Here is a 24,796-nt window from a genome sequence, read left to right on the forward strand (position 1 = left end):
ATAAATAAGCCCAGCAGTAATGTTGGGTTTTTTTATATCTTAATTTTTTTCTACTTTTACGCTACTAAATTAACAACAATGAACTTCCAAAATACTAAAGAATTCGCTAAAAGCATTGATGCTCAAGATGAATTGGCTCATTATAAAAACGAATTCTATTTTCCACAACATAATAATAAAGATGTAATCTACTTTACAGGAAACTCTTTAGGTTTACAACCAAAAATCACCAAAAACTATGTTAATGAAGTCATGGATGATTGGGCTAATATGGCTGTTGAAGGTCATTTTTATTCTGAAAAACCTTGGTGGGATTATCACGAAAGATTTTGTAATCCATTAGCTAAAATTGTTGGTGCAAAACCTTCAGAAGTTGGTGTAATGAATACGCTTACCGTAAATTTACATTTGCTTTTAGTTTCTTTTTACCAGCCAAAAGGAAAAAGAATTAAAATTTTATGCGAAGAAAAAGCCTTTCCTTCAGATCAATATATGTTGCAAAGTCAAGTGAAATTTCACGGTTTTGCTCCAGAAGACGCTATCGTAGAAATTAAAAGAAGAGAGGGCGAATTAACAACCAGACAAGAAGATATCTTAGCCAAAATTGAAGAATTAGGCGACGAGTTAGCTCTTGTTTTTATTGGCGGTGTGAATTATTACACGGGACAAGTTTTTGATATGAAAACCATTACTGCTGCCGGACATAAAGCAGGAGCAATCGTAGGTTGGGATTTAGCACACGCTGCAGGAAATATCGAATTAAATTTGCACGATTGGCAAGTAGATTTTGCCGCTTGGTGTAGTTATAAATACATGAATTCAGGACCAGGAAACGCTTCTGGGTTTTTTGTTCACGAAAAACACCATACTAACATAGACTTAAATCGATTTGCAGGTTGGTACGGACATAATAAAGAACGTCGTTTCTTAATGGAACCTAACTTTGATGCTGTAGAAGGTGCAAACGGTTGGCAAGTAAGTAATTTACCAATTCTTTCTTTAGCGCCCTATTTAGCAACTGTGGAAATGTTTGCCGAAGTGGGAATGGAAAAATTAATCGCAAAGAGAAATCTTATAACTTCTTATCTAGAATTCATTCTTCACGAAATTGATAAAGAAATTGATGGTACTGAATTTGAAGTCATCACTCCGTCAAACCAATCAGAAAGAGGTTGCCAACTTTCGGTTTATTTACACGGACAAGGTAAAGAATTGTTCACCTACTTAATGCAAAATGGAGTGATTACAGATTGGCGTGAACCAAATGTAATTCGTTTAGCTCCAGTTCCGTTTTATACTTCATTTGAAGATATTTATAATTTTGGACAAATATTAAAACAAGGGATTTTATCTAAATAAAATAAAAAAAAAACCAGACAGCTATTCAAAACTGTCTGGTTTTTAATTTTATGTCAAAACTAAAGTTGGAATTTCAATTTTGTTTAATTCTAGTTGATAATGCTCAATTTGTTTTTGAATTTTAGTTCTTTCGTTTTTAAAGAAATCAGTATTCGAAAACAAATTTTGATAGTAATTTATACCTTCTATTAAATTGTTTTTAAACGAATTCCATTTTTTAATTTGACCTGCTGAAATTTCAGTGCTATAATCGGAAATTTCATTTTTTAAATAGTCGACATACATTTTTAATTCCTTCACAAATACATTTGGTCGATTTACATCTGTCATAACATTTGCGTTTCCATAAATATGTTTTACCATATTTGCTAAAGAAATTTCTTTGTCAAAATACGCTAAATTCGGTCCAGGACAAATTACAATTCCTTGTTGTTGACCTTTTATTTTGATATCATTTTCTAAATAAGCCGCATTAACCAAACCTACACAAAGACAAGCTTTATCCGTGATTTTAGCTTTTAATTTTTCAAATGCTGTTGCTGAAATATCATTTTTAATGGCATCTAATTCTTCCAGTTTAATATCTTGGTATTTTTTAGAAGCCATACACAATCCTTTTTCATCATGTTCTTTGCTTAATGCTAATAAGCGCTTCGGACAAGAACTTCCTGCATTGTTTTCATTTATTCTTTTTTGTTTCCAATACTCGTTTGAAGTTCCTTTAACAGAATTAAAAGGAACACCAAGTGGTGAAATATTACTTAAATAAAAATCATTTTCTTTTGCATTTGCCAATAAAATTCGTGTTTCATTATCTACTGAAGTAGCCTCAGGAACCAATAAAAATGGCGAACCCCAACCAATTGCATCTAAATTGTATTGTTCCAGTAAAAATTCATGTTCTTCTGCAGTTCCAATTCCGCCTTGAGCGGTAATCTTTAATTCCATTGGCTTTTCTGGAGTAAACATTTCTTTTTGTTTTAATGCTTTTACCAATAATTCATGAGCAGATTCAATTAATTGATTTTTCTTTTCTTTAAATTCTTGTAAAATCGGACCTAAAAGAAAACCGTCGGTTGCAAAGGCATGTCCGCCACAATTTAAACCGGATTCTATTCTGTATTCGGATACCCAAAGTCCTTTTTTAGCTAAGAAATTTCCTTGAATCATTGCGGAACGGAAATCGCTAACTTTTAAAATAATTCTCTTTTTTAAATTCGAATTCAAATCGGGAAAAAAGTCTTTAAAATTTTCGAAGTAACTATACAATCTTGGATTCATTCCAGCAGAAAGCACAACTGAAGAACTTAAATTACTATTTGCAAAACCACGAAGTGCAGCATGGGCGTCATTAAATTCTATTGGTAATTGTTCGTTTTTGTTAAAATTGTCTTTGTCAACTTTCGTCATAATATTAACGTCAATTTCACCAGAAGAGAGATGATGCTCTAAATAACTTTTGATAGTTTCTTTAATTGTAATTCCATCATCAATAAAATTTTGTAAACCTTTTTTAAAATCTGATGTATTAGGTAATATTCCAATGTAATTTTCTAATGAAGTCTTGCTTTCGACTAATTCGTTTTTAAAATTTTCGAATTTTTCTTTCACAATAGTGTCCATTAAATTCAAATAATGTGTAATTCTTTCGGCTCTAAAATCATGAAATTTTTGTATGATTTCTTGATAGGGAATGCTGAATTTTTCACTGTAAAATTGACGCATTTTTTCAATAACTTCATCATCAGTAATAGAAACTACAGAAGAAATCCCGTATTGCGCCACTCGAATCGGACTGTCAATGGTATACGCTAATCCCATAACCGGGATATGAAAAGTATGAGTGTTCTGATTTGTCATTTAATTCATGAATTTAATTCACAAATTTGCTCATTTGTAAAAACATAAAATATGATTTTTGTCATGCAATATGAATTTAAAACATTTATAATTTGGAAAAATTTTAAAACAATGAGCTTTAATATTGTAAAATAATTAGTTGAAAAATAGGTTTTTAAACATTTTTTAATACTTTTGTTGAATTAATCCCAAAAAAATATTAAAAAATGAAAAAAAACCTACTTTTTATTTTGTTTCTTTTTACTTCGATTTTTGCTTTCGGGCAAACTTCTGAAAAAGAGCAAGCTGCAAGAAATTGGATTAAAGTCAATTTAAAAGAATTGAAAATTAATTCAGATTCAGATATTAATTTACGTTTTGTGCGTAAAAGTATATCTGGGGAAACATTACGTTTCCAACAAATGATTAATAATGTTCCAGTATTTGATACTGAAATTGTTATTCATTTCAATCTTAATGGTCAAATTTCTTTTGCAGACCATAACATAACAAAAGAGATAGTTCAAATTAATACTATTCCTCAAATTTCTAAAGAAAATGCTATTCAAATTTCTGATAAAGAAATTGGAGTTTCAGGAATGGTTACTTTTCAGGAATCAAAACTATTTGTTTATAATAAATTGAATACAACACAATTAGTATATAGAATAGTAACAAGTTTTGAAGAAAAAAATGGAAGTTGGGAAGCTATTATTGATGCTCAAAATGGTAATGTGTTAAGTGTTAAAGATATCGCAATATATTGTGGAGCTGAATGTACTAATCCTCATAAACATTTAGAAAAAACTTCAAACAATCAAAAGTATTTTATGCCAAAAGAAGCTAGTTCTTCTTTGGCCTTTCAACCAGGAACAGCAATGGTGTTTTTATCTGATCCGCTTTCCGGTGCTCATGTAGCTTATGGTGGAAATTATACAGATGGAGCTAACGATACTGATACTGCTGAATTAAATGCGCAAAGAGCGTTAGTTAATTTACCAGAAGTTGATAATGTAGCTGGAACATTTAAATTGAAAAGTTCTTTTGTTGAAATTAAAAACTTAGAAAATCCAAATAAAGGTTTATTTACACAAGCAACTAATAATTTCTCGTTTACTCGTAATCAAGATGGTTTTGAGGCAGCAAATGTATTTTATCATACAGACAACAGTTTAAGATATATCAATCAAACTCTTGGAGTGAATTGTATTCAAAATATAGATAATTCTCATGCTGGTATTTTATGGTTTGATCCATCTGGTGAAAATGGTGCAGATAATTCACATTATTCAAACGGAGTTTTGGTATTTGGAGAAGGTTGTGTAGATGATGGTGAAGATGGTGATGTTATTTGGCATGAACTTGGACACGGATTACACGATTGGTTAACTGGAGGTTCTTTATCTCAAGTAAATGGTTTGAGTGAAGGTTCTGGTGACTATTGGGCACAATCTCATAGTAGAGCTTTAAATCAATGGACGTCAGCTCAGCCAGCTTATAATTGGGTGTTTAATTGGGATGGTCATAACGCATGCTGGCCTGGTAGAGCTACAGATTATCCAGCTCTTTATCCAGGGGGTTTAGTAAATCAAATACATACTGATGGTCAAATTTGGTCAACAGTTAATATGAAAATTTGGGATGTTATAGGTCGTCAAAAAATGGATAAAGCCTTTTTAGAGGGATTAGCATTAACAAATAGTTCTACAAATCAACAAAATGCTGCAATTGCTGTTAGATAAGCTGCAATTAATATGTGCTATACTTGTGCTGAAGTTAAAACAATGACTGATAAATATACTGCGGCAGGTTACACAATGTCTGCAGTACCACTTACAATTTGTTGCCCTTCTAATCAAACAGTAACCGCAGGTGCAGGTAATACCTATGTCGTTCCAAGTTTTACAAGTTTATCAAATGCTATTAGTCAAACCTGTAATGCTGTTGTAACTCAAAGTCCAGCAGTTGGTGCGGTACTTGCTCCTGGAACATATCCTGTAACAATGACCGCTACTAGTGGAACTTCAGTAAATTGTGGTTTTAGTTTAATCGTTGAAGCTAATTTAGGTGTAGAAGATATGGTTAAAAATAATTTCATTGTTTATCCAAACCCTGCAAATACAACTATTACAATTAAAGGTGATAATATTGAAAATGAAGAAATTGAAATGTATAACATGTTAGGTCAAAAAGTACTACAACGTTCTTTAATTGCTAATGAATCTGTTATTGATATTTCTGGATTAACAAATGGAGTATATTCTTTATACTTTGTAAATTCAAAAACTTCTCAAAAAATTATCAAACAATAATTTTTTCTAAAAATAAACTAAAGCCGAATTTTTATTCGGCTTTTTTTATGAAATAAATTACCTTTGTAATCTAGAAATTAATAAAATGAACAAACAACAAAAAATCGAAAATTTCGATCCATCACAACCTGGTTTAGCAGATGCGACTGTTTTTGGATTGCCATTTACTGCTGAAGAATCAGAAATTATTATCATTCCTGTGCCTTGGGAAGTAACTGTAAGTTATGGTTCTGGAGCATCTGAAGGTCCAGATGCCATTTTTGATGCCTCTTTTCAAGTCGATTTATTACATCAAGATTTTCCTGAATTATGGAAACTTGGGATTTATATGGATGAAGCACCAGAACAATGGGCTAAAAATTCAGAAAAATATAAAGATTTAGCGCAACCAATTATTGAAGCTTTAGAAAATGGAGAATCTTTAGAAACATTTCCAGCTTTATTAGAAGACTTGCATAAAATAAATAAAGCCTGCAGAACTTTACATACAGAAGTAAAAGACAAAGTTTTATATTGGCAAAATAAAGGAAAAAAAGTCGCGCTTTTAGGTGGTGATCATAGTACGCCACTTGGCTATTATGAAGCTCTGGCAACGCAACACGAAAGTTTCGGAATTCTACATTTAGATGCACACATGGATTTGCGAATTGCATATGAAGGCTTTACGTATTCTCACGCTTCAATTATGTATAATACTTTACAAATTCCGCAAGTTTCAAAAATTGTACAAGTTGGAATTAGAGATTTCTGCGAACAAGAAGTGGAAGTAGTTAAAGATTCAAAAGGAAGAGTTGTCGTTCATACCGATTCAGATATGAAAGCAAAAGCCTTTGAAGGACAAACTTGGAAACAACAATGTGAAGAAATTATTGCTCAGTTGCCACAAAAAGTAACGATTTCATTTGATATCGACGGAATGTATCCATGGTATTGTCCAAATACAGGAACGCCAGTTCCAGGTGGTTTTTCATTTGAACAAGCCACGTATTTGTTTAATTTATTAGCTAATTCTGATAAAGAAATTATTGGTTTCGATTTAGTAGAAGTGGCTCCAGGTGAAAATGACGATTGGGATGGTAATGTAGGGGCGAGAATGTTGTTTCATATGTGCGGTATATTAGCAAAATCTCATAAGTTAGAGGTTGGTCAGAAAATTAAGTTTTAATATATAATTAAGAGCTTACAGATTTTAATACTTTACATTTGTAAGAACTAATTTTAAAATTTACTTTTATGAAAAACGCATGTGTATTATTATTCAGTCTTTTATTTATTTCATGCCAATTTCAAAATAAAGAAGAAATCGAAAAAGCGAAACAAGCAAGTATTGATTCTATGAAAACTGAAATAGAGAAACAAAGAGTTGTGGATTCTATGAAAACCGAATTAGCTAGAGTTAACGAAGAAAAAGAAGTTTTACAGAATAGTAAAACAGTTGTTGTAAATAACAATACAACAACTACTCAAGCCGCTCCTAAAAAGAAAGGTTGGAGTAATGCAGCAAAAGGCGCTGTAATTGGTGCTGGTGTTGGTGCTGCTACTGGAGCAATTGTTAGTAAGAAAAAAGGAACGGGTGCTATTATTGGAGGTTTAGCAGGAGCAGGAGTTGGTGCCGGAACAGGAGCTATTATTGACAGTAAGAAAAACGATTAATTAATAAAAATTTACACTAAAAGCCCTTTTGCAAGTCGTAAAAGGGCTTTTTGTTTATGTGTGAAATACTATTATGTATAGTATTTTGTATATTTGTTGAGAATTAAATGTGTTTTAATTACTTAAAAATAAATTATGGGACATTTTTTAATGGAAACTTGGGAAGAATATAAAATTGAAGTTGTTGAAAAAGTTCGTTATGCCGTATCAAATATTGGTAGAATAAAAAGTTTTACGGATACAATTTCAAATGGAAAATTATTAAAAGGATCTAAAACGGAAGGTTTTTTGTTCTTAAGATATAAAAGGCAAGAAAACAATAAAATGAAATATTATCACCACGCGGTTCATAAAATGGTGGCTGAAATGTTTATTCCGAAAAATTCAGAAGATCAAATTTATGTTTTACATTTAGATTATGACAAATTAAATAATAGCGTCACAAATTTAAAATGGGCTACTTATGAAGAAATGCGAGAGCATGGAAAAAATAGTCCAAATGTAAAAGAAGCATTTAAAAAATTACAAGAGCACAATATAAAAAATGATGGCGCAAAATTAAGAGTAATTGATGTAATGCGTTTAAAAAAAATATTACTTAATCCTAATAGAAAAACTCGATATAAAATTTTAGCCAAACAATTCGGTGTTTCAGAAATGCAATTGCATCGTATTAAAACCGGAGAAAATTGGGGTCATATTAAAGTTTAAAAGTAAATTAATACATTTTTAAGTAGTATTTTTGCTTATTATAAGAATAAAATTCAATGCAAAAACAAAAAAAAATTGCGATAGTTGGTTCTGGTTTAGTAGGAACATTATTGGGTATTTATCTAAAAAAAAGAGGTCATATAGTACATGTTTACGATAGAAGTCCTGATATTAGAAAAATAAATTTTACGGGGCGTTCTATAAATCTTGTTTTGTCAGATAGAGGAGTAAAAGCATTACGTGATGTAGGTTTAGATCAAGAAGTTTTAGGTATAGGAATTCCTGTCGAAAAACGTGCTATTCATACGGGTTTAGACACTGTTAATGAACAATATTATGGTAAAGATGGCGAAGTTATTTATTCGCTTTCTAGAGGTTTGCTAAATAAAAAAATGGTAGATCTAGCCGAAAAAGCTGGTGTAGAATTTTTCTTTGAAGAGAAAGTTTGGGATGTCGATTTAACAACGGCAACCATTTCAATCGGCGACTCAGAAAGAGGAGAATGGACTACACATGATTACGATTTGACTTTTGGTGCAGATGGTGCTTTTTCAAGAATCCGACACAAAATGCAACGCCAAAGTATGTTTAATTATTCTCAAGAATTTTTAAATATCGGCTACAAAGAATTAAATATTCCAGCTAACTCAGATGGAACTCATAAATTAGATAAAAATTCCCTTCATATTTGGCCTCGCGGAAACTACATGCTTATGGCGCTAGCCAATTTAGATGGAAGTTTTACCTGTACTTTATTTATGCCACATGATGGTGAAAACTCTTTCGAATCGTTAAAAACAAAAGAACAATTAGTAGAATTCTTTGCCAATCATTTTCCAGATACAAAAGAAGTTATTCCAAATTTAGTAGAAGATTTCTTTAAAAATCCAACCAGTTATTTAGTAACCATGAAGTGTTTTCCATGGACATTCAGTGATAAAGTAGCCTTAATTGGCGATGCTTGTCATGCCATTGTACCTTTTTATGGGCACGGAATGAATGCTGGTTTTGAAGATATTACAGTTTTAGAACAAATGATGGAAGAATACGGTGATGATTGGGCTAACTTACTTAATGATTACGAAAATTCAAGAAAACCAAATACAGATGCTATTGCAGAACTTTCCTATAGAAATTTTATGGAAATGAGTTCTAAAACAGCTGATGAGAATTTCTTACTTCAAAAGAAAATTGAAAAATGGTTTTCAGATAAGCATCCACAACTATGGGTTCCCTTATATTCTCGTGTAACATTCAGTCATCAACCTTATGCAGAAGCCTTAGCGATTGGCGACAGACAAAACGAAATTATGCAGGAAGTCTTAAAAATGGAAAACATCCAACAAAATTGGAATAGTGATTTCGTAGAAAATAAAATTTTAGAATTATTGGCTTTGTAATTATTCTTCTCGATGTACTTTTGTGAAATCAAATGCAGGTTTGCAAATGGCTATATATTCACATTCTTCTGAAAATGGATTGGAATACTGAACTCTCGTGTTTGCTTCAATTTTTATAGATTGTCCTGCTTTCAGAATTACAATTTCGTCTTCAATTATAAATTGTTTTTTACCCTTAATTATATAGGTGTATTCTTCAAATTCTGGCGTTTGGAAAGGCTCGCTCCAGCCTGGTGGTGCGATCATGTGCGCAATTGATATTTCAGCATTATCTGTTGTGGCCATTCCGTGGTGTTCTTCAATCAATTTACCATCGGTAGTTGGAACTATAAAAGGTGTCTTTTGAATGATATATTTTTTCATAATATTATTTTTTAAACATAAAGTATACTGCTAAAACTAGGAAGATAGCTCCTATTGCATGATTCCATCTAAAAACTTCATTCTTAAAAAAAATTAATGTAAAAACTACAAATACAATAAGTGAAATCACCTCTTGAATTAGTTTAAGTTGAATTAAACTAAACGGACCATTGTTGCCGGAATATCCTAATTTATTAGCTGGTAATTGAAATAAACAAATAAAAAATGCAATTGCCCAAGTGACTAGAATAGTTGTAAACATTCCTTTGTTTTCCATCCATTTTAATTCTTTGAATTTTAACGGACCATACCAAGCCATAAAAACAAATATGTTGGTAATTATTAATAATCCTATTGTAGCAATACCTTTCATACTATAGTTATTGAGTTATTTTTTTAAAACCTTCATTAGTATACTAAAAGCACCACGAATAAAACTAGCGCTTGTTACTACTTTTACTACTGATTTCCCAATTACAGAGGCTGTACTTGGTTCTTTGTTTTCTTGTTTTTCTTCTTCTGCTTCGGCTACTTCTGTAGAAATTTCTTCAATTTTCTTAGTTAAAATTTCATAAGCACTTTCTCGGTCAATTTCTTCAGCATATTTTTCAACTAATTTCGAATTCGAATTAATAGTTTCAATTTCATCATCCGTTAAAATGTCCATTCTGCTTTCTGGTGCGCGCATCATTGTTGCTGCTAAAGGAGTTGGAATCCCTTTTTCGTTTAAAGCAGTTACTAAAGCTTCACCAATTCCTAATGACGTTAATAATTCTTCCGTTTTATAAAATTCTGAAGTTGGATAATTATCAGCGGTTTGATTTATCGCTTGTCTGTCATTTGCTGTAAAAGCTCGTAAAGCATGCTGAATTTTCAAACCTAATTGTGCTAAAACGCCTTTTGGAATATCCATTGGGTTTTGCGTAATGAAATATACACCAACACCTTTTGAACGAATTAATTTTATTATTGTTTCAATTTGATCTAATAAGGTTTTACTAGCTTCATTGAAAATAAGGTGTGCTTCGTCAATAAAAATAACCAATTCCGGTTGTTCTACATCTCCTTTTTCAGGCATTAAATTGTAAATTTCAGCCAATAAATTCAACATAAAAGTAGAAAACAACTTTGGTTTGTCCTGAATATCGTTCAATCGTACAATATTAATATAACCAAATCCGTTTTTGTCAATTCGCATTAAATCTTCAATTTCAAAAGATTTTTCACCAAAAAAGATATCGGCACCCTGTTGTTCTAATTCAATAATTTTTCTAAGAATTGTTCCTGTAGTAGAAGTTGAAATTTTACCGTAAGATTCCGAAATTTCCTCTTTACCTTCTTCGGTAATATAATTCATTACCTTTTTAATGTCTTTTAAATCAAGTAATGGCATTTTATTGTCATCACAATATTTAAAAATAACTGAAATCACACCAGCTTGCGTATCATTCAAATCTAAAATTCGAGAAAACAAAACCGGACCAAATTCAGAAACTGTTGCACGAAGTCGAACACCATTTTGTTCAGAAAGCGTTAACAATTCTGTAGAAAATCCTTTGGGTTGAAAAGGTATATTTAGCTTGATATGACGTTCTGTAATAAAACTTTTTTCTTCACCAGGTTGCGCAATTCCAGAAAAATCTCCTTTAATATCCATCATTAAAACCGGAATTCCTTTTGAAGCTAACTGTTCCGATAAAACTTGAATAGTTTTTGTTTTTCCTGTTCCAGTTGCGCCAGCAATTAATCCATGACGGTTTAAGGTTTTTAAAGGAATGTTTATTGGTGTTTCGGCAATAGTTTCACCTTCTAACATTCCAACTCCAAGCGTAATGTAGTCACCTTTTGATGTATAGCCAGTTTGTAACGCAGAAATAAAGTTTTCTTTTGACATTTTGATGGGTTTTTGTTTATACAAAGATGAATTATTTTTTAAAAACAAGGAAATTTTATGTAACAAAAACCAATTTTTGCAGACTTTACATTTTCTTAACATTTAAAATTATTAAAATAATCTTTTTTTATTGAAGAATTAACAAACAAATGTAAATAATTTTAAATATAATTTTGATATATTTGTTATTTGGTACGATTGTTGCATATTTTCAAACTTGAAATGCAATTTTTATTAAATTAGTTTTTTTTTAAAACCTAATTCGCATAAATTTGCGACTATCAAAATAAAATTGAAATCAAATAATTTATCAATTCAAACTAAAAATTTTAAAAAATGGAACAGGATTTAAACGTTTCTGTAGAGAACAAAGGAAGTAAAGGAAGTAGTACTTTTGCGGCAATTACAATTGTTATTTGTATTGTTATTGGAGCTTTATTGTGGAAATTTGTAATGGGAGCACCAGCAAATTTTGTTAAGAATGATCCAGCAGGACAACCGTTACCAGGTAATTATTTAGGTATGGTTTATAAAGGTGGTGTAATTGTTCCTGTGTTAATGGGATTATTTTTAATGACAATTGTATTCTCTGTAGAAAGATTCATCGTTTTGAAAAAAGCAGCTGGAAATGGAAATTTAGATAACTTCGTAAAAGGTGTGTTATCTCAAATTAAAAGTGGAGATGTTCAAGGTGCAATTTCTGCATGCGATACTCAAGAAGGTTCTGTTGCTAACGTAATCAAAGCAGGTTTATTGAAATCAGAACAAGTTAAAAAAGACGGTTTAGATGTAGATGCAGCTACTGAAAACATTACTAAAGAAGTAGAACAAGCAACTTCATTAGAAATGCCAATGTTAGAAAAACACTTAACTATTATTTCTACTTTAGTATCTATTGGTACATTATTAGGATTATTAGGTACAGTATCTGGTATGATTAAAGCATTCGCTGGATTAGCAGAAGGTACTCCAGACCAAGCTGAATTAGCAAATGGTATTTCTGAAGCCTTAATTAATACAGCAACTGGTATTGGTACTTCTACTATGGCAGTTATTGCATATAACTATTTTACTTCTAAAATTGACACATTAACTTATTTTATTGACGAAGCTGGTTTCGCAATTTCTCAAGCTTACAAAAGAGCTAAAGGAGGGAACTAAGATTTTCTTAGATAAAATAATTTATAAAGTTAAAATAAAGTAAAATGGCAAATATAAAAACATCTAAAAAAAGCACAAGAATCGACATGACGGCCATGTGTGACGTTGCGTTTTTGTTATTGTCCTTTTTTATCATGACAGCAACATCAAAAGTACCTGAGCCTAAGCCAGTAGATACTCCTGCGTCAACCATAAAAGCTAAATTGCCAGAAAGAAACTTATTAACTATTACTGTTGGTGATAGTGCAGTATATATTGGGATGTCTGAAAGAGAAACCAGAATTGCAGCATTAGAAGCGATGTCTTTGAAATACGATATTGCTTTTACTCCAAAAGAAGTTGAAGAATTTTCTTTATTAGAGTCATTTGGTGTTCCTTTAGATCAATTGAAGTCTTTATTAGCTCTTAAAAATGCTGAAAGAAACAAACCAGGTACACAGTCAGGTATTCCATATAAAGGTGATATTTCTGAAAACGAATTATCTTATTGGATATTTTACGCTAATGCGGCTATAGTAATGGAGCAACAAGCTAAAGGTTTAGAAAAGATTAAGGAGATTGAAATAGCTATAAAAGGTAGTTCTAAAGAAAAATATCCAGTTGTAAAGAATGTATTTGATATACTTCAAAAACAAAGCATGAATGATTTTTATTTAGTAACTTCACTAAGAGATGAAGATTTTTAATTAAAATAAAAAAATAACATGGCAGAATTAAATACCGGTGGCGGTGGCGGTAAAGGCGGTAAAGTAAGAAGTAAAAAATCGAACCCAGGTGTTGATTTAACAGCGATGGTGGATTTAGCTTTCTTGCTAATTACTTTCTTTATCTTAACAACCACATTGTCTAAACCACAATCTATGGATTTGGCTTTACCAGACAATACTCCAGTTCCTCCTAGTGAATCTCCTGAAGTTCCTGCATATAGAACATTAACTGTTGTTTTAGGTAAAAATGACAAGTTAGTATATTATATTGGGTTAACAGATGCTCCGTATATGGAAGATGGAATAAATGGTAAACCTAAATTGGAAAATTATGGTGGAAAAGGAATAAGAAAAGCGCTAATTGCTCATAATAAATTTGTGATGGAACGTGTTGAAAAACCGGAAACACAAGGTATGATGGTGCTTATTAAAGCGAGTAAATCGGCTAACTATAAAAATTTAGTTGACATTTTAGATGAAATGGCAATTGTTAAACCGTTTTCTTATTCAATTGTTGATGTAACTCCAGGCGACTTAAAAATGCTTGAAGACAATAAAATTAAATAACATAACTTTAAATATAGTATAATGAGTGGAAATGTAAACCTTAGCGAAGCTAGTTTAATTGACAATATATTCGAAGGACGTAATAAAAGTTATGGTGCATACGAATTAAGAACAAATAGCTCTAAAAGAACTCTTATAGCTTTAATTTTATCTTCAATATTTTTTATAGGAATGGTTTATACTGCTTTTCTTTTAATGAAAAAGAAAGATGTAGAAGAAGTTAAAATCACTAAAGTAGAACTTAAGAAAGTTAAGACTCCTATCAAAAAAGAGGAAAAGAAAATTTTAGAACAAAAAAAGGAAGAACCTATTAAAAAGGTGAAATCTGTGGTAGATATTGTAAAAAATGTTCCACCAGTTGTTGTAAATAAAAAAACGGTTGAAAATGACATTCCTCCAGTAGATCCAGATAAAAAGTCTGGTTCTGAAACGGCTAAAGGTGATGCTACTGCAAATCTTGATAAAGGAGTTGAATTAGCTAAAGAAGAACAACAAGGAGATGATACAGATTATAATGCAATCTTTACATCTGTTCAAGTTCAAGCAGCACCTCCAGGTGGTATGAATGCATTTAGAAAACAAATTGCTAGTTCATTCCGTTTACCAGAAGTTGACGAAACAACTACAGGGACAGTTATTGCGAAATTCGTAGTTTGGGATGATGGTTCAATTAGAGATATTCAAATTGTTAAAGAAAGTCCAGCCGGTTTAGGTTTAGGAAAAGAAGCAACAAGAATTTTATCGAAATCTCCAAAATGGACTCCAGGTATATATAATGGTAGAAGTGTAAAACAATACTATACATTACCTATTTCAATTCAAATTACAGCTAACGAATAATATGAATTGGTTAAATAAATTAAAACAGAAATCGCCCAAACAGCGATTTCTGTTTATTTTAGGGCTTTTAATATTTTGTTTTTATTTAGTTTTAGCTTATTTAGTAACCTTTTGGTATGACTTTCCTTTAGAAGTTTCAATGACTAGAAGAAGAATTTTTAGCGGTTTGTTAGTCTTATATGCTAGTTTCAGATTTTACAGATTAATTCAAAAAGAAGAATAATAATATGAAAAATGTTTTCATAGCAATTTTATTTTTAAATGTAGCAATTTGTATTGGTCAGATTAAAGCTGAACAGAAACCATTTAAAAATTTAGATTCGATTAAAAAATATGATCATTCTCCAGCTGGAGAAAAATCTGAGGGTGAAAACTTAGATTTTATTCAAATATTTACTTCTGTTGATATTCAAGCTCAACCTTTTGAGGGCATAAATAACTATAGTAGATATATTGCTTCTTCTATTAATTTGCCTGAAGTTTCTAAAAAAACTATCGCAAGAGTAGTTGCAAAATTTGTTGTTTCTGATGATGGTTCAGTTAAATATATTCAAATTTTAGAGGAAACACCATCCAATTTAGGTTTAGGTAAAGAAACAATAAGAGTTTTGACTAATTCTAGAAAATGGGTTCCAGCTATATTGAATGGAAAGGCAGTTAATCAATATTATACTTTACCAATTTCATTTGAAATACCTGCAACTGAAAAAAAAGGACTTCCCATCGAAATAGCAAATAAAGAAGTAACACCAATTGTATCTGAAAAGTTTCCAGAAACCAATATTACTTCACCTGTAAAACAAGCAGAACCAATTGGAGGATTAAAAAAATTTTACACAGATTTATCTTCGAAATTACAAGTTCCAGAAGTTGAAATTGCAGGAACATATAAAACAAAAGTTAAGTTTTTAGTGAATCAAGATGGAAGTCTTTCTGATTATCAAATCCTAGAAGAAACACCTTTAAGTGTTGGATTAGGACAAATTGTTATCAAATATTTGCAAACTACCCCAAACTGGATTCCAGGCGAACAAAACGGAAGAAAAATAAAAACTTATTTTGTTTTACCTGTTACGACAGTTATTCAACCAGAACTTGAATTAGAACCAGAACCAGAATTAAAGAAAAAAGACTAGAATGAAAAAAATAGTTTCCATAATCGTACTACTTGTTTTATTGATTTTCTCTTGTAAAAAATCAGAAAATAACACGGATGACGAATCATACGTAAAAGGTAAAGCCGACATCTATGTTGATGAATCTCTATTGCCAATTGTAGAAGATCAAGAAATGGTTTTCGAAAGCAGATATCCTAAAGCGACTATCAAACTAATACCTAAATCAGATTCAGATATTGTTAATTTACTATTACAAAGAAAAATTGACATCGCCGTTCTTTCTCATGAATTAACAACAACACAAGAAAAGACATTAAAAGATAGTGATGTAATTGGTAAAAATACACCTTTTTGTTCTGATGCCATTGCACTAGTAGTGAATCAAGGAAATGCAAAATCTACTATAACAACTTCGGAAGTTTATGAAATTCTAAAAGGTAAAAAAACAGACTATCAATTTGTTTTTGATAATGAAAATTCAAGTACTTTAACTTATTTAATGGATAAAGCTGATGTTAAAACTTTACCAAAAAGCGTTACTGCACTTAAAAATAACTTAGAAGTTGTTAAATTTGTATCCGTAAATAATAATTCAATTGGTTTTGTGGGTGTAAATTGGTTATTAAATCCTTCTATAGAATTAGAAAGCACTGTTAAAAAAGTAAAAGTTTTAGCTGTTGGTTCAACTACTGAAAATGCTGTAAAGCCAACACAATCCCACATTGAAACAAAAGAATATCCTTTCGTAAGAAAAATTTATTTGTTAAATTATCAAGGTAGAGTTGGTTTAGGCATGGGATTTGCTTCCTTTGTTAAAAGTGAAGTTGGACAACGAATTGCACTTAAATCTGGATTAGTTCCAGTAAAAATTCCAACACGAGAAATCAGAATAGTAAAAAATAATAAAAAAGAAATAAACAAATAGAAATGAAAACAGTTATTTTATCAAGTTTTGCCACTATTTTTACTACTCTTGTAGTAAACGCTCAAGATATTGAGCAAGTAAAAAAAACAATCGATGCCGAAAAATTTTCTGATGCTAGAAAATCTTTAAAATCAATGGTAGCTTTATCGCCAGATAAAGGTAAAAATTACTTTTATTTAGGTCAAGTTTACGTTGCTTTAGAAAAACAAGATTCTGCAAAAGTATATTTCGAAAAAGGTAAAACAGCAAAAGATGCCGGACATTTAAATTTAATTGGTTTAGGTCAATTAGAATTATTAGATGGTAATAAATCTGCAGCAGAAACGCATTTCACAAATGCTTTGGCTTTTGCAAAAAAGAAAAACACTGAAGAGCAAATTTATATTTCTCAAGCTTATTTAAAAGCAGCTACTCCTGATAATTCAAAAGCATTAACAGCAGCAAAAGCAGCTGTAGCAGGTGATCCAAAATCGGCTTTAGCACAAGTGGCTTTAGGTGATGCATTGGTTGCTAATAAAAACATTAACGATGCATATGTAGCATACAGAACTGCAGGTGAATTAGATAAAACGTTGTTAAGAGCACCATTGCAATTAGCTATTATTACTAGAAATGCGCAAGCTTTTCCAGAAGCATTAAAAGCATTTAATGATATTTTAGCTATCAATTCTAGTTACGGACCAGCTTACCGTGAAAAAGCAGAAACAAATTTAGCTTGGGCTTATGCAAAGAAATCTCTTTTCGAAGAGAAAATCGCTGCAGCTTTAGAAGATTATAAAAAATACATGAGCTTAACGGATGTTTCAACTGATGCAAAAATAAAATATGCTGATTTCTTAATCCTATCTAAAAAATGGAAAGAATTAGAAACAGAAGCTTTAGCTATTCAAAAATCAGATAAAGTAAATCCAAAAGTATATAAATATTTAGGATATGCTTATTCTGAAAATGGAAACCCAGAAGCAGCAATTAAATCATTAACAGACTATATGTCAAAAGTTGATGTAAAAAGAATCAACGGTAAAGATTATTTGTATTTAGCAAAAGCAAAATTAGCAACGTCTATGGACGATAAAGGAATCGTTTCTAATCAAGCTAAATTTAATGAATCAATTTCAGATTTAACTAAAGCAGCAGAATTAAACCCATATTTAAATACAGAGTTTACAGAAATTGGAATTAAATTATATACAGGTAAAGCCTACCTAGAAGCATCAAAATTATTCGAATTAGCGGTTAAAAACACTAGTTCTAAAAGTTACGCTCGTGATAATTATTTGTTAGGGAATTCAATTTTATTCCATGCAGGAAACAAAACAGAAGCTCAAAAAGCAACTTTAACTGCTGAATTCGCAAAAGCAAACAAAGCATATGACGAGTCTATCAAAGCGGCGCCAAGTAATGTTCAAGATGTTTACTATAACAAAGGACAATTAAACAGAGTTGTTGGTACAAAAGAATCTAATGCGCAAGCTGTTTTGGATTATGAAGGTTATGTGAAAACGGTTACTGCAAAAGGTGACGCTGAAATTGCAAAACCAGCTGTAAAAGAAAATCTTTTTGACGCTTACTCTTTCATCGGTGCAAATTATGCAGCAACGGATAAAGTAAAAGCAATTGAAAATTTCAAAAAAGCAGCAGAAATTAATCCTACAGATACTTTCGTGAAAGAATCTTTACAAGCTTTAAATAAATAAGAATACATAAAATCAATTTTAAAACCGATAGCGAAAGTTATCGGTTTTTTTATTTGAAGCCATTTCCAGCTTTCCATTTTAGTTGTTCTCATAAATAAGTAAAAACTATATTTTACAAAAAAGCTTCCGTTGGTCGCTTTCTTGCAAAAAGTTTTTATCTCATTTCTTTCTAACAAGCTGCCATTCCAATCTGGGCTAATACATTTGCAATTGCAAGTTCAAAAATCAATTTCAATTTAAAGTTCAAATTTAAAAAACAATTTAAAAATCTTCATGTTTGAATATCCTTTTAATCCTTTCCATCTGCGTGCAAAAAAATAAAAACAAAACAGAATCCGCAATAATCTCCAAGTCACTAAATCCCTAATCCTCCTTTTCAAAAAACTTCCCACTTCTAACTTCTAACTTCTAACTTTGTACTATCTTTGCATCCAATAAATAAAATATGCTTAATAAAGAAACTCAAATATTAGTCAACAAAGGCGAAATGCTTCCGTTAATGGAAGAATTTTACACCATTCAAGGCGAAGGATATCACACCGGAACTGCCGCATACTTCATCCGAGTAGGTGGTTGCGACGTGGGTTGCCATTGGTGCGACGTAAAAGAAAGCTGGAATGCCGATTTGCATCCACCAACTTCAGTGGAAACCATTGTAGCTAATGCAAAAAAATATGCCAAAACAATTGTCATCACTGGTGGTGAACCTTTAACTTGGGACATGAATCCAATAACCGCACAATTAAAAAATGCGGGATTAAACGTTCATATCGAAACTTCAGGTGCATATGATGTAACAGGAACTTGGGATTGGTTTTGTTTGTCACCTAAGAAAAATAAATTACCAGTAGAATCGGCATATGCCATCGCAAACGAATTGAAAGTAATTATTCATAACAAACACGATTTCATTTTTGCAGAAGAACAAGCAGAAAAAACAAACAAAAACGCGATTTTATTCTTACAACCAGAATGGAGCAAAAAAGAAGAAATGACACCACTTATTGTAGATTACGTTATGAACAATCCAAAATGGAGAGTTTCATTACAAACTCATAAATATCTAAATATTCCTTAATGAAAAAGATTCTATCGATTATTGTTTTGTTTTTTGCTTTCAATTTGTCTCATGCACAATTGGGCGGTGAAGATGAAGTATATTTATCAGGAGATTTAACCGAAGCAACTTTTCAAGGTGGAGATTTAAATAAATTCTATGATTATATCATAAAAAATTTCGACACGAAAACAGTGGAGAAAAAAGGACAACTAATTTTTTCATTTACAATTAATGATAAGGGTGAAGTAAAAAATATCAGAGTCGTAAAAGATTTAGGTGGTACATCTGCATTAGAAGTAATCAGAGTTTTGAGAGCTTCGCAAAAATGGGAACCTGCTAAAAGAGGAGGCAAGCCCGTAAGTATAGATATAAAATTACCAATGAATTTTAAATAAAAACAAAAAGGTCGAGAATCAATTCTCGACCTTTTTTGTATTTAACTCAATCTCGCCAAATAATCAAAATGTTCGCCTTCTGCAACCAATTCACAATGTAAACCATTAGCTATTGCCGCATTTTGTAGTGTGTTGTAATCTAAATACAACCATGGGAAAGTTTCTTCCGTTTCTCCTTTATATTGAACGGTAAAAGTCAATTCACCATAATAACCATCTGCAGGAATACTATAAGCGCCATCTTCATCCTGGTCAAACATATAAATCAAATCTGACGAATCAATTAAAATTTGTCCACCTTCATTTAATAACGATTTTAATTTCTGAAGATATTTTGCGGTTTCATTTAAGGTTCCGAAAATTCCAGTTCCATTCATCAAAAGAAGAATCGTATCGAATTTGTTTTCCGTATCTAAATCTAAAATATTGGCAACTTCTGCATTATTAATTCCGCGAAGTTGACAAGCTTTCACCGTGTTTTCAGAAATATCTATCGCCGTAACCTCTAGTTTTCTTTCGTTTTGTAATTCTAAAGCATGACTTCCAGCGCCACAACCCACATCCAAAACTTTTCCTTTTGCCAATTGCAATGCTTTTTGTTCCAGTTTTGGCATTTCGTTATAGTTGCGAAATAAATAGGCAACACTCATTTCATCTGCTTCAGAAATGGAAGTTTCTGTAAGTAAATCTTCAGGGGAATTATTAGTTTGGTAATCTAGTATGGCTTTTCCAAAAAGGTCTTTCATTATTTATATTTCAAAATTCAACATTCGTTATTCTTAAATCAACATTCAAAATCGTAGCTTTGCAGTTCATTAATAAACGACATGTTAAAACCAGCATTAAACGAAATTCAAAAACTAGCCAAAGATACGCATATTGAAAATAAAAAATATTTCGATAAGCTAAAAAAACGTGTGCCTAAAAATTTAGATTATGTGATGCAAGATTTACATGATGCCGAATTTAAGAAAACCGATTGTTTAGAATGTGCGAATTGCTGTAAAACCACAGGTCCATTATTTACAGATGCCGATGTAGAACGAATTTCAAAACATCTAAAACAAAAACCACAACAATTTATCAATCAGTTTTTACGTGTTGATGAAGACAATGATTATGTGTTAAAATCGGTGCCGTGTACGTTTTTAGATAACGAAAACAAATGTTTCATTTACGATGTTCGTCCAAAAGCCTGCAGAGAATTTCCTCATACCGATAGAAAAAAGTTCAATCAAATCACTGATCTGACTTTATTGAATGTTGCGATTTGTCCAGCCGCTTTTAATATTGTAGAGAAAATGAAATTAAAAATGCCTTTGTAATATGAAAGTTTTTAAATCAAAAATAGATTGGTGGTTCGGATTGGTTTTAGTTTACCCAATTTTCCTGAGTATAAAAAGTATGTTAGAAGGTGAATGGATTGGATTGTTAGGATTAGGTGTTGTTGTAGGACTTATTTTGGTTTTCTCAAAAACAACACGATATATCATAAATGAAAATCAATTAATCGTTAAAAGCACATGGATTGTAAACGAAAGAATTGATATTTCTAAAATTACAAAAATAGAAAAATCGAATAGCGTTTTGAGTTCACCAGCACTTTCACTAGACAGGTTAAGGATAAGGTATAATAAATATGACGAAATTCTAATTTCTCCAAAAGAAAAAAAAGAGTTTACAGACGAATTATTAAAAATTAATCCGGCTATTGAAATTATTGGTTAATTGTAAATCAAATACTTTTTTCGCATTTCTTTAAAAGTAATCAAACCAGCTTCCCAACTTTGTCTAATTTCCTTTTCCGAAACTCCGTTTACAATTTGTTCTTGTAGTTTTTTGGTTCCTGCCAACTTCGTAAAGAAATCATTAAAGAAAACCGTTTTATCAGAAGTATCTGAATACGCTTTAATTAGCCATTTCAATTCTAAATGGGTCACTTTTTTAATTTTCGTTAAGTCTTCACCAATACACAACACGTCTTTATGCATCGGTTCTTTTGCACCAAAATTTGAAATAGGCGTAAAGCTAAAATTGAAATTCGTTAAAAAAGGCGAACCATAAATTTGAAATTGCTTTTCTGTTCCTCTTCCCATACTTACATTCGTGCCTTCAAAAAAGCACAAACTTGCATATAAATTGATAGATTGGTCATTCGGTAAATTTGGCGAAGGCTTCACAGGTAAACTGTAGATCATATTTCTTTTGTAATTCGTACAAGGAATAATTTTCAATTTACATTGGATTCCGTTGGTCAACCATTTTTCACCATTAATCATTTTGGCATATTCACCAATAGACATTCCATGTAAAACAGGAATGGGGTGCATGCCTACAAAACTTTTATGTTCCATTTCTAAAACCGGTCCATCAACAATAGTCCCATTCGGATTTGGTCTGTCTAAAACGATAAGTTCAATATTATTTTCCGCACAAGCTTCCATCACATAATGTAACGTAGATATATAGGTGTAAAAACGCGCACCCACATCTTGAATGTCAAAAATCATCACATCAATATCTGCTAATTGCTCAGGCTTTGGTTTTTTGTTATTTCCGTAAAGTGAAATAATAGGTAAGTTGGTTTTGCTGTCTTTTCCATCTTTTATCATTTCACCTGCATCGGCAATTCCTCTAAAACCATGTTCAGGAGCATATATTTTCAAAAGATTGATTTGTTTTTCTAATAAGAAATCAACCAAATGTTTTTTGTTTTCAACTATTCCAGTCGGATTTGTAACTATTCCAACTTTCTTATTGGCTAATAAAGGTAAATAGGCCTGGTAATTTTCAGCGCCAGTTTTAAACTTTACTTCTTTTGGAAGTGTGCTTGTAGTTGGGGTTGTATTTTTAATTTTCGTACTTGTTGTGTTCTTTTTGGAAGCACATCCGAAAGAAAATAATAGTATTAAAATAAATAAAAACGTATTTTTGAACTCAAATTTCATATAAAACATATTTTGAATTTAGAATATTTTATTGCGAAACGACTTATTGTTTCTAAAAGTTATAAAAGTAGTGTTTCTTCTCCAATTATAAAAATTGCTATTTTGGCTATTGCCTTAAGTATTCTTATGATGGTGATGTCTGTGGCAACAGGTGTAGGGTTACAACAAAAAATTCGGGAAAAAATTTCAGCGTTCAACGGTCACGTAATAGTTTCTAACTTTGATGACAACCAATCTCAAGTTACTGCCGAACCAATTGATTCTAGAGTATTGCCCATTTCGCAATTAAAAAAGAATAGTTTCATCACACACGTGCAACCTATTATTACAAAAGGAGCTTTAATAAGAACAGAAACCGATGTGGAAGGAATTATCTTTAAAGGTGTCGATGCTTCGTATCAATGGAAAAACTTAAAGGAATTTTTGGTTGAAGGAAAAATTCCAAGCTATAAAGAAGGTGCTATTAATGAAGTGCTAATTTCTCAATTTTTAGCCAACCGATTAAAATTGAAAGTCGGAAATTCATTCAATACCTTTTTTATGAAAACACAAGGCAAATTGCCAAGTGTAAGAAAATTTAAAATTGCTGGAATTTATAATTCAGGTTTTCAAGAATTCGACTCCTCTTATATAATAGGTAACATCGAACATTTGCAACGTATCAATAAATGGCAGCCTAACCAAATTGGAGCCTATGAAATTTTCATCGACGATTTCTCTAAATTAGACGAGCGTGCTCAGGAAATTTACAAATCTATTCCGCCAACATTTAATAGTGCCTCCATTTCTGAAAAATACTTTAGCGTTTTCGAATGGTTAAAACTTTTCGATTTCAATATTTTAGTCATCCTTATTATAATGATAGGTGTGGCAACTATTAATATGGTAGTCGCTTTGTTGGTTTTAATTTTAGAACGCACTCAATTAATAGGAATGTTAAAAGCACTCGGCGCAAGTAATTGGTCAGTTCGAAAAATATTTTTATATAATGCAGCTCATTTAATCTCAAGAGGATTGCTTTGGGGAAATGGAATTGCTGTATTATTATTAGTACTTCAAAAGAAATTCGAAATCATTAAACTGAATCCCGAAAGTTATTACGTGTCATCCGCTCCTGTAGATATCAATTTACTTCACATCCTATTATTAAATGTAGGTACTATATTAATATGTGTACTGGTGTTGTTAATTCCATCTTACCTAATCACAAAAATATCTCCAATCAAAGCCTTAAAGTTCGATTAGAAGTTTGTTTTGCTTTTACACTATAATATATGCGGTTGATGTTTTTAACGTCGGCCGTTTTTCATTTAGAATAATTACATTTCTACTATTATATATATAGGTATGATTTTTCAGGAGCTAAATCCTGCTATCCACTATATCTTTTATTTAATTTTTAAGGAATTAAATAAAAGGATGCCGCTCCTATCAGGGCTAGAATCCTGTTTTCAGAAGAAATTCTCGCAACACATTCTCTTTTTGATGGTTTCTGAAGCTTTGATTTGGGAAAAACACACCCGAAAACAGACTATTTTACAATGAAACCCTGTTTTTTAAATCCAATCAAGAATTTGAGAAGGTATTGCAAGTCCAGTAAAATCTCTAAAATCTAACATTGGGTTAAAATGGTTTAAATAAATTTTGTTTATAACTTACTGCAAACCAAAAGATAGCAAAATACTTTATAAATATGTTAAGATAATGTTAGGAAATACAAAATTAAGTGCTAGTTTTGCACCCGCAATGAGAGAGAAGTTCTTTATATAATGACAGACAGATTGGAGATTATTTTTTTAAAAAAAAGTAAAAAAAGATTTGGAATTTAAAATATAAAGATGTTATCT

Annotated in this window: 25 protein-coding genes; 19 read left to right on the forward strand and 6 right to left on the reverse strand. The window is 31.2% G+C overall.

The features are described from left to right. Positions 1–78: 78 nt before the first annotated feature. Positions 79–1,359 carry a kynureninase gene (gene kynU / locus UEQ13_RS06480; protein ID WP_329805524.1) on the forward strand — a complete coding sequence of 427 codons (1,281 nt, stop codon included), beginning with the start codon at positions 79–81 and terminating at the stop codon, positions 1,357–1,359. A 48-nt stretch (positions 1,360–1,407) separates the two neighbouring features. On the opposite strand, the gene UEQ13_RS06485 is transcribed toward kynU, so the two are convergent. Next, entirely contained in the window at positions 1,408–3,219 is a 1,812-nt protein-coding gene (locus UEQ13_RS06485) for a hypothetical protein (RefSeq protein ID WP_329805525.1), read from the reverse strand. Positions 3,220–3,425: 206 nt separating this feature from the next. Here UEQ13_RS06485 and UEQ13_RS06490 point away from each other — a divergent pair, with 206 nt between their 5' ends. From UEQ13_RS06490 to UEQ13_RS06515, 6 genes are all read left to right on the forward strand, one after another. Beyond that, a complete protein-coding gene (locus UEQ13_RS06490) occupies positions 3,426–4,940 on the forward strand; it encodes a M36 family metallopeptidase (protein ID WP_329805526.1) in 1,515 nt (504 codons plus the stop codon). Between the two features lie 42 nt (positions 4,941–4,982). Further along, positions 4,983–5,510: a T9SS type A sorting domain-containing protein gene (locus UEQ13_RS06495; protein ID WP_329805527.1), complete on the forward strand. Its 528-nt coding sequence runs from the start codon at positions 4,983–4,985 to the stop codon at positions 5,508–5,510. An 85-nt stretch (positions 5,511–5,595) separates the two neighbouring features. Next, positions 5,596–6,675: an agmatinase family protein gene (locus UEQ13_RS06500; protein ID WP_329805528.1), complete on the forward strand. Its 1,080-nt coding sequence runs from the start codon at positions 5,596–5,598 to the stop codon at positions 6,673–6,675. 68 nt (positions 6,676–6,743) lie between these two features. Beyond that, positions 6,744–7,163 (forward strand): YMGG-like glycine zipper-containing protein, encoded by a 420-nt coding sequence (locus tag UEQ13_RS06505; protein ID WP_329805529.1) that lies wholly within the window; start codon positions 6,744–6,746, stop codon positions 7,161–7,163. A 135-nt stretch (positions 7,164–7,298) separates the two neighbouring features. Beyond that, positions 7,299–7,874 (forward strand): HNH endonuclease, encoded by a 576-nt coding sequence (locus UEQ13_RS06510; protein WP_329805530.1) that lies wholly within the window; start codon positions 7,299–7,301, stop codon positions 7,872–7,874. 56 nt (positions 7,875–7,930) lie between these two features. Continuing rightward, positions 7,931–9,274: an FAD-dependent oxidoreductase gene (locus UEQ13_RS06515; RefSeq protein ID WP_329805531.1), complete on the forward strand. Its 1,344-nt coding sequence runs from the start codon at positions 7,931–7,933 to the stop codon at positions 9,272–9,274. Here the strand turns inward: UEQ13_RS06515 and UEQ13_RS06520 are convergent, their stop codons facing one another. Genes UEQ13_RS06520 through UEQ13_RS06530 form a run of 3 tightly spaced genes read right to left on the reverse strand, consistent with a single transcriptional unit; the run spans position 9,275 to position 11,531 of the window. Beyond that, positions 9,275–9,637 carry a cupin domain-containing protein gene (locus UEQ13_RS06520; RefSeq protein WP_329805532.1) on the reverse strand — a complete coding sequence of 121 codons (363 nt, stop codon included), beginning with the start codon at positions 9,635–9,637 and terminating at the stop codon, positions 9,275–9,277. Between the two features lie 4 nt (positions 9,638–9,641). Further along, positions 9,642–10,010: a DMT family protein gene (locus UEQ13_RS06525; protein ID WP_329805533.1), complete on the reverse strand. Its 369-nt coding sequence runs from the start codon at positions 10,008–10,010 to the stop codon at positions 9,642–9,644. A gap of 15 nt (positions 10,011–10,025) precedes the next feature. Continuing rightward, positions 10,026–11,531 (reverse strand): helicase HerA-like domain-containing protein, encoded by a 1,506-nt coding sequence (locus UEQ13_RS06530; RefSeq protein WP_329805534.1) that lies wholly within the window; start codon positions 11,529–11,531, stop codon positions 10,026–10,028. 336 nt (positions 11,532–11,867) lie between these two features. On the opposite strand from UEQ13_RS06530, the gene UEQ13_RS06535 reads away from it, so the two are divergent. From UEQ13_RS06535 to UEQ13_RS06575, 9 genes are all read left to right on the forward strand, one after another. Beyond that, positions 11,868–12,692: a MotA/TolQ/ExbB proton channel family protein gene (locus tag UEQ13_RS06535; protein WP_329805535.1), complete on the forward strand. Its 825-nt coding sequence runs from the start codon at positions 11,868–11,870 to the stop codon at positions 12,690–12,692. A 44-nt stretch (positions 12,693–12,736) separates the two neighbouring features. After that, entirely contained in the window at positions 12,737–13,378 is a 642-nt protein-coding gene (locus UEQ13_RS06540; protein WP_329805536.1) for an ExbD/TolR family protein, read from the forward strand. Between the two features lie 18 nt (positions 13,379–13,396). Then, positions 13,397–13,966 carry an ExbD/TolR family protein gene (locus UEQ13_RS06545; protein ID WP_329805537.1) on the forward strand — a complete coding sequence of 190 codons (570 nt, stop codon included), beginning with the start codon at positions 13,397–13,399 and terminating at the stop codon, positions 13,964–13,966. A 21-nt stretch (positions 13,967–13,987) separates the two neighbouring features. Beyond that, positions 13,988–14,806 (forward strand): energy transducer TonB, encoded by an 819-nt coding sequence (locus UEQ13_RS06550; protein WP_329805538.1) that lies wholly within the window; start codon positions 13,988–13,990, stop codon positions 14,804–14,806. 227 nt (positions 14,807–15,033) lie between these two features. Then, a complete protein-coding gene (locus tag UEQ13_RS06555; protein WP_329805539.1) occupies positions 15,034–15,942 on the forward strand; it encodes an energy transducer TonB in 909 nt (302 codons plus the stop codon). Between the two features lies 1 nt (position 15,943). Then, entirely contained in the window at positions 15,944–16,849 is a 906-nt protein-coding gene (locus UEQ13_RS06560) for a PstS family phosphate ABC transporter substrate-binding protein (RefSeq protein ID WP_329805540.1), read from the forward strand. A gap of 2 nt (positions 16,850–16,851) precedes the next feature. Next, positions 16,852–18,546, forward strand: coding sequence for a tetratricopeptide repeat protein (locus UEQ13_RS06565; protein ID WP_329805541.1), 1,695 nt, complete (start codon positions 16,852–16,854; stop codon positions 18,544–18,546). Positions 18,547–18,991: 445 nt separating this feature from the next. Continuing rightward, a complete protein-coding gene (locus UEQ13_RS06570) occupies positions 18,992–19,624 on the forward strand; it encodes a 7-carboxy-7-deazaguanine synthase QueE (protein WP_329805542.1) in 633 nt (210 codons plus the stop codon). Continuing rightward, positions 19,624–20,001 (forward strand): energy transducer TonB, encoded by a 378-nt coding sequence (locus UEQ13_RS06575; protein WP_329805543.1) that lies wholly within the window; start codon positions 19,624–19,626, stop codon positions 19,999–20,001. The genes UEQ13_RS06570 and UEQ13_RS06575 overlap by 1 nt, the downstream gene beginning before the upstream one ends. Before the next feature lie 41 nt (positions 20,002–20,042). Here the strand turns inward: UEQ13_RS06575 and UEQ13_RS06580 are convergent, their stop codons facing one another. After that, positions 20,043–20,747 (reverse strand): class I SAM-dependent methyltransferase, encoded by a 705-nt coding sequence (locus UEQ13_RS06580; protein WP_329805544.1) that lies wholly within the window; start codon positions 20,745–20,747, stop codon positions 20,043–20,045. An 81-nt stretch (positions 20,748–20,828) separates the two neighbouring features. Between UEQ13_RS06580 and UEQ13_RS06585 the strand changes: the two genes are divergently transcribed. Both UEQ13_RS06585 and UEQ13_RS06590 read left to right on the forward strand, forming a co-directional pair. Then, the gene (locus tag UEQ13_RS06585; protein WP_329805545.1) at positions 20,829–21,326 is read left to right on the forward strand and encodes a YkgJ family cysteine cluster protein; all 498 of its coding nucleotides are present in this window, start codon (positions 20,829–20,831) and stop codon (positions 21,324–21,326) included. A gap of 1 nt (position 21,327) precedes the next feature. Next, complete coding sequence (locus UEQ13_RS06590) at positions 21,328–21,729, forward strand: PH domain-containing protein (protein ID WP_329805546.1); 402 nt, start codon at positions 21,328–21,330, stop codon at positions 21,727–21,729. Here UEQ13_RS06590 and UEQ13_RS06595 read toward each other — a convergent pair. Then, on the reverse strand, positions 21,726–22,949 hold the full coding sequence (locus UEQ13_RS06595; RefSeq protein ID WP_329805547.1) for an exo-beta-N-acetylmuramidase NamZ family protein: 1,224 nt from the start codon (positions 22,947–22,949) through the stop codon (positions 21,726–21,728). The two genes, UEQ13_RS06590 and UEQ13_RS06595, sit on opposite strands and share 4 nt — an antisense overlap. Positions 22,950–22,961: 12 nt before the next feature. Between UEQ13_RS06595 and UEQ13_RS06600 the strand changes: the two genes are divergently transcribed. After that, entirely contained in the window at positions 22,962–24,194 is a 1,233-nt protein-coding gene (locus UEQ13_RS06600) for an ABC transporter permease (RefSeq protein ID WP_329805548.1), read from the forward strand. Positions 24,195–24,796: the final 602 nt, after the last annotated feature.

The organism is Flavobacterium facile (assembly GCF_036321945.1).
Lineage (GTDB): Bacteria > Bacteroidota > Bacteroidia > Flavobacteriales > Flavobacteriaceae > Flavobacterium > Flavobacterium facile.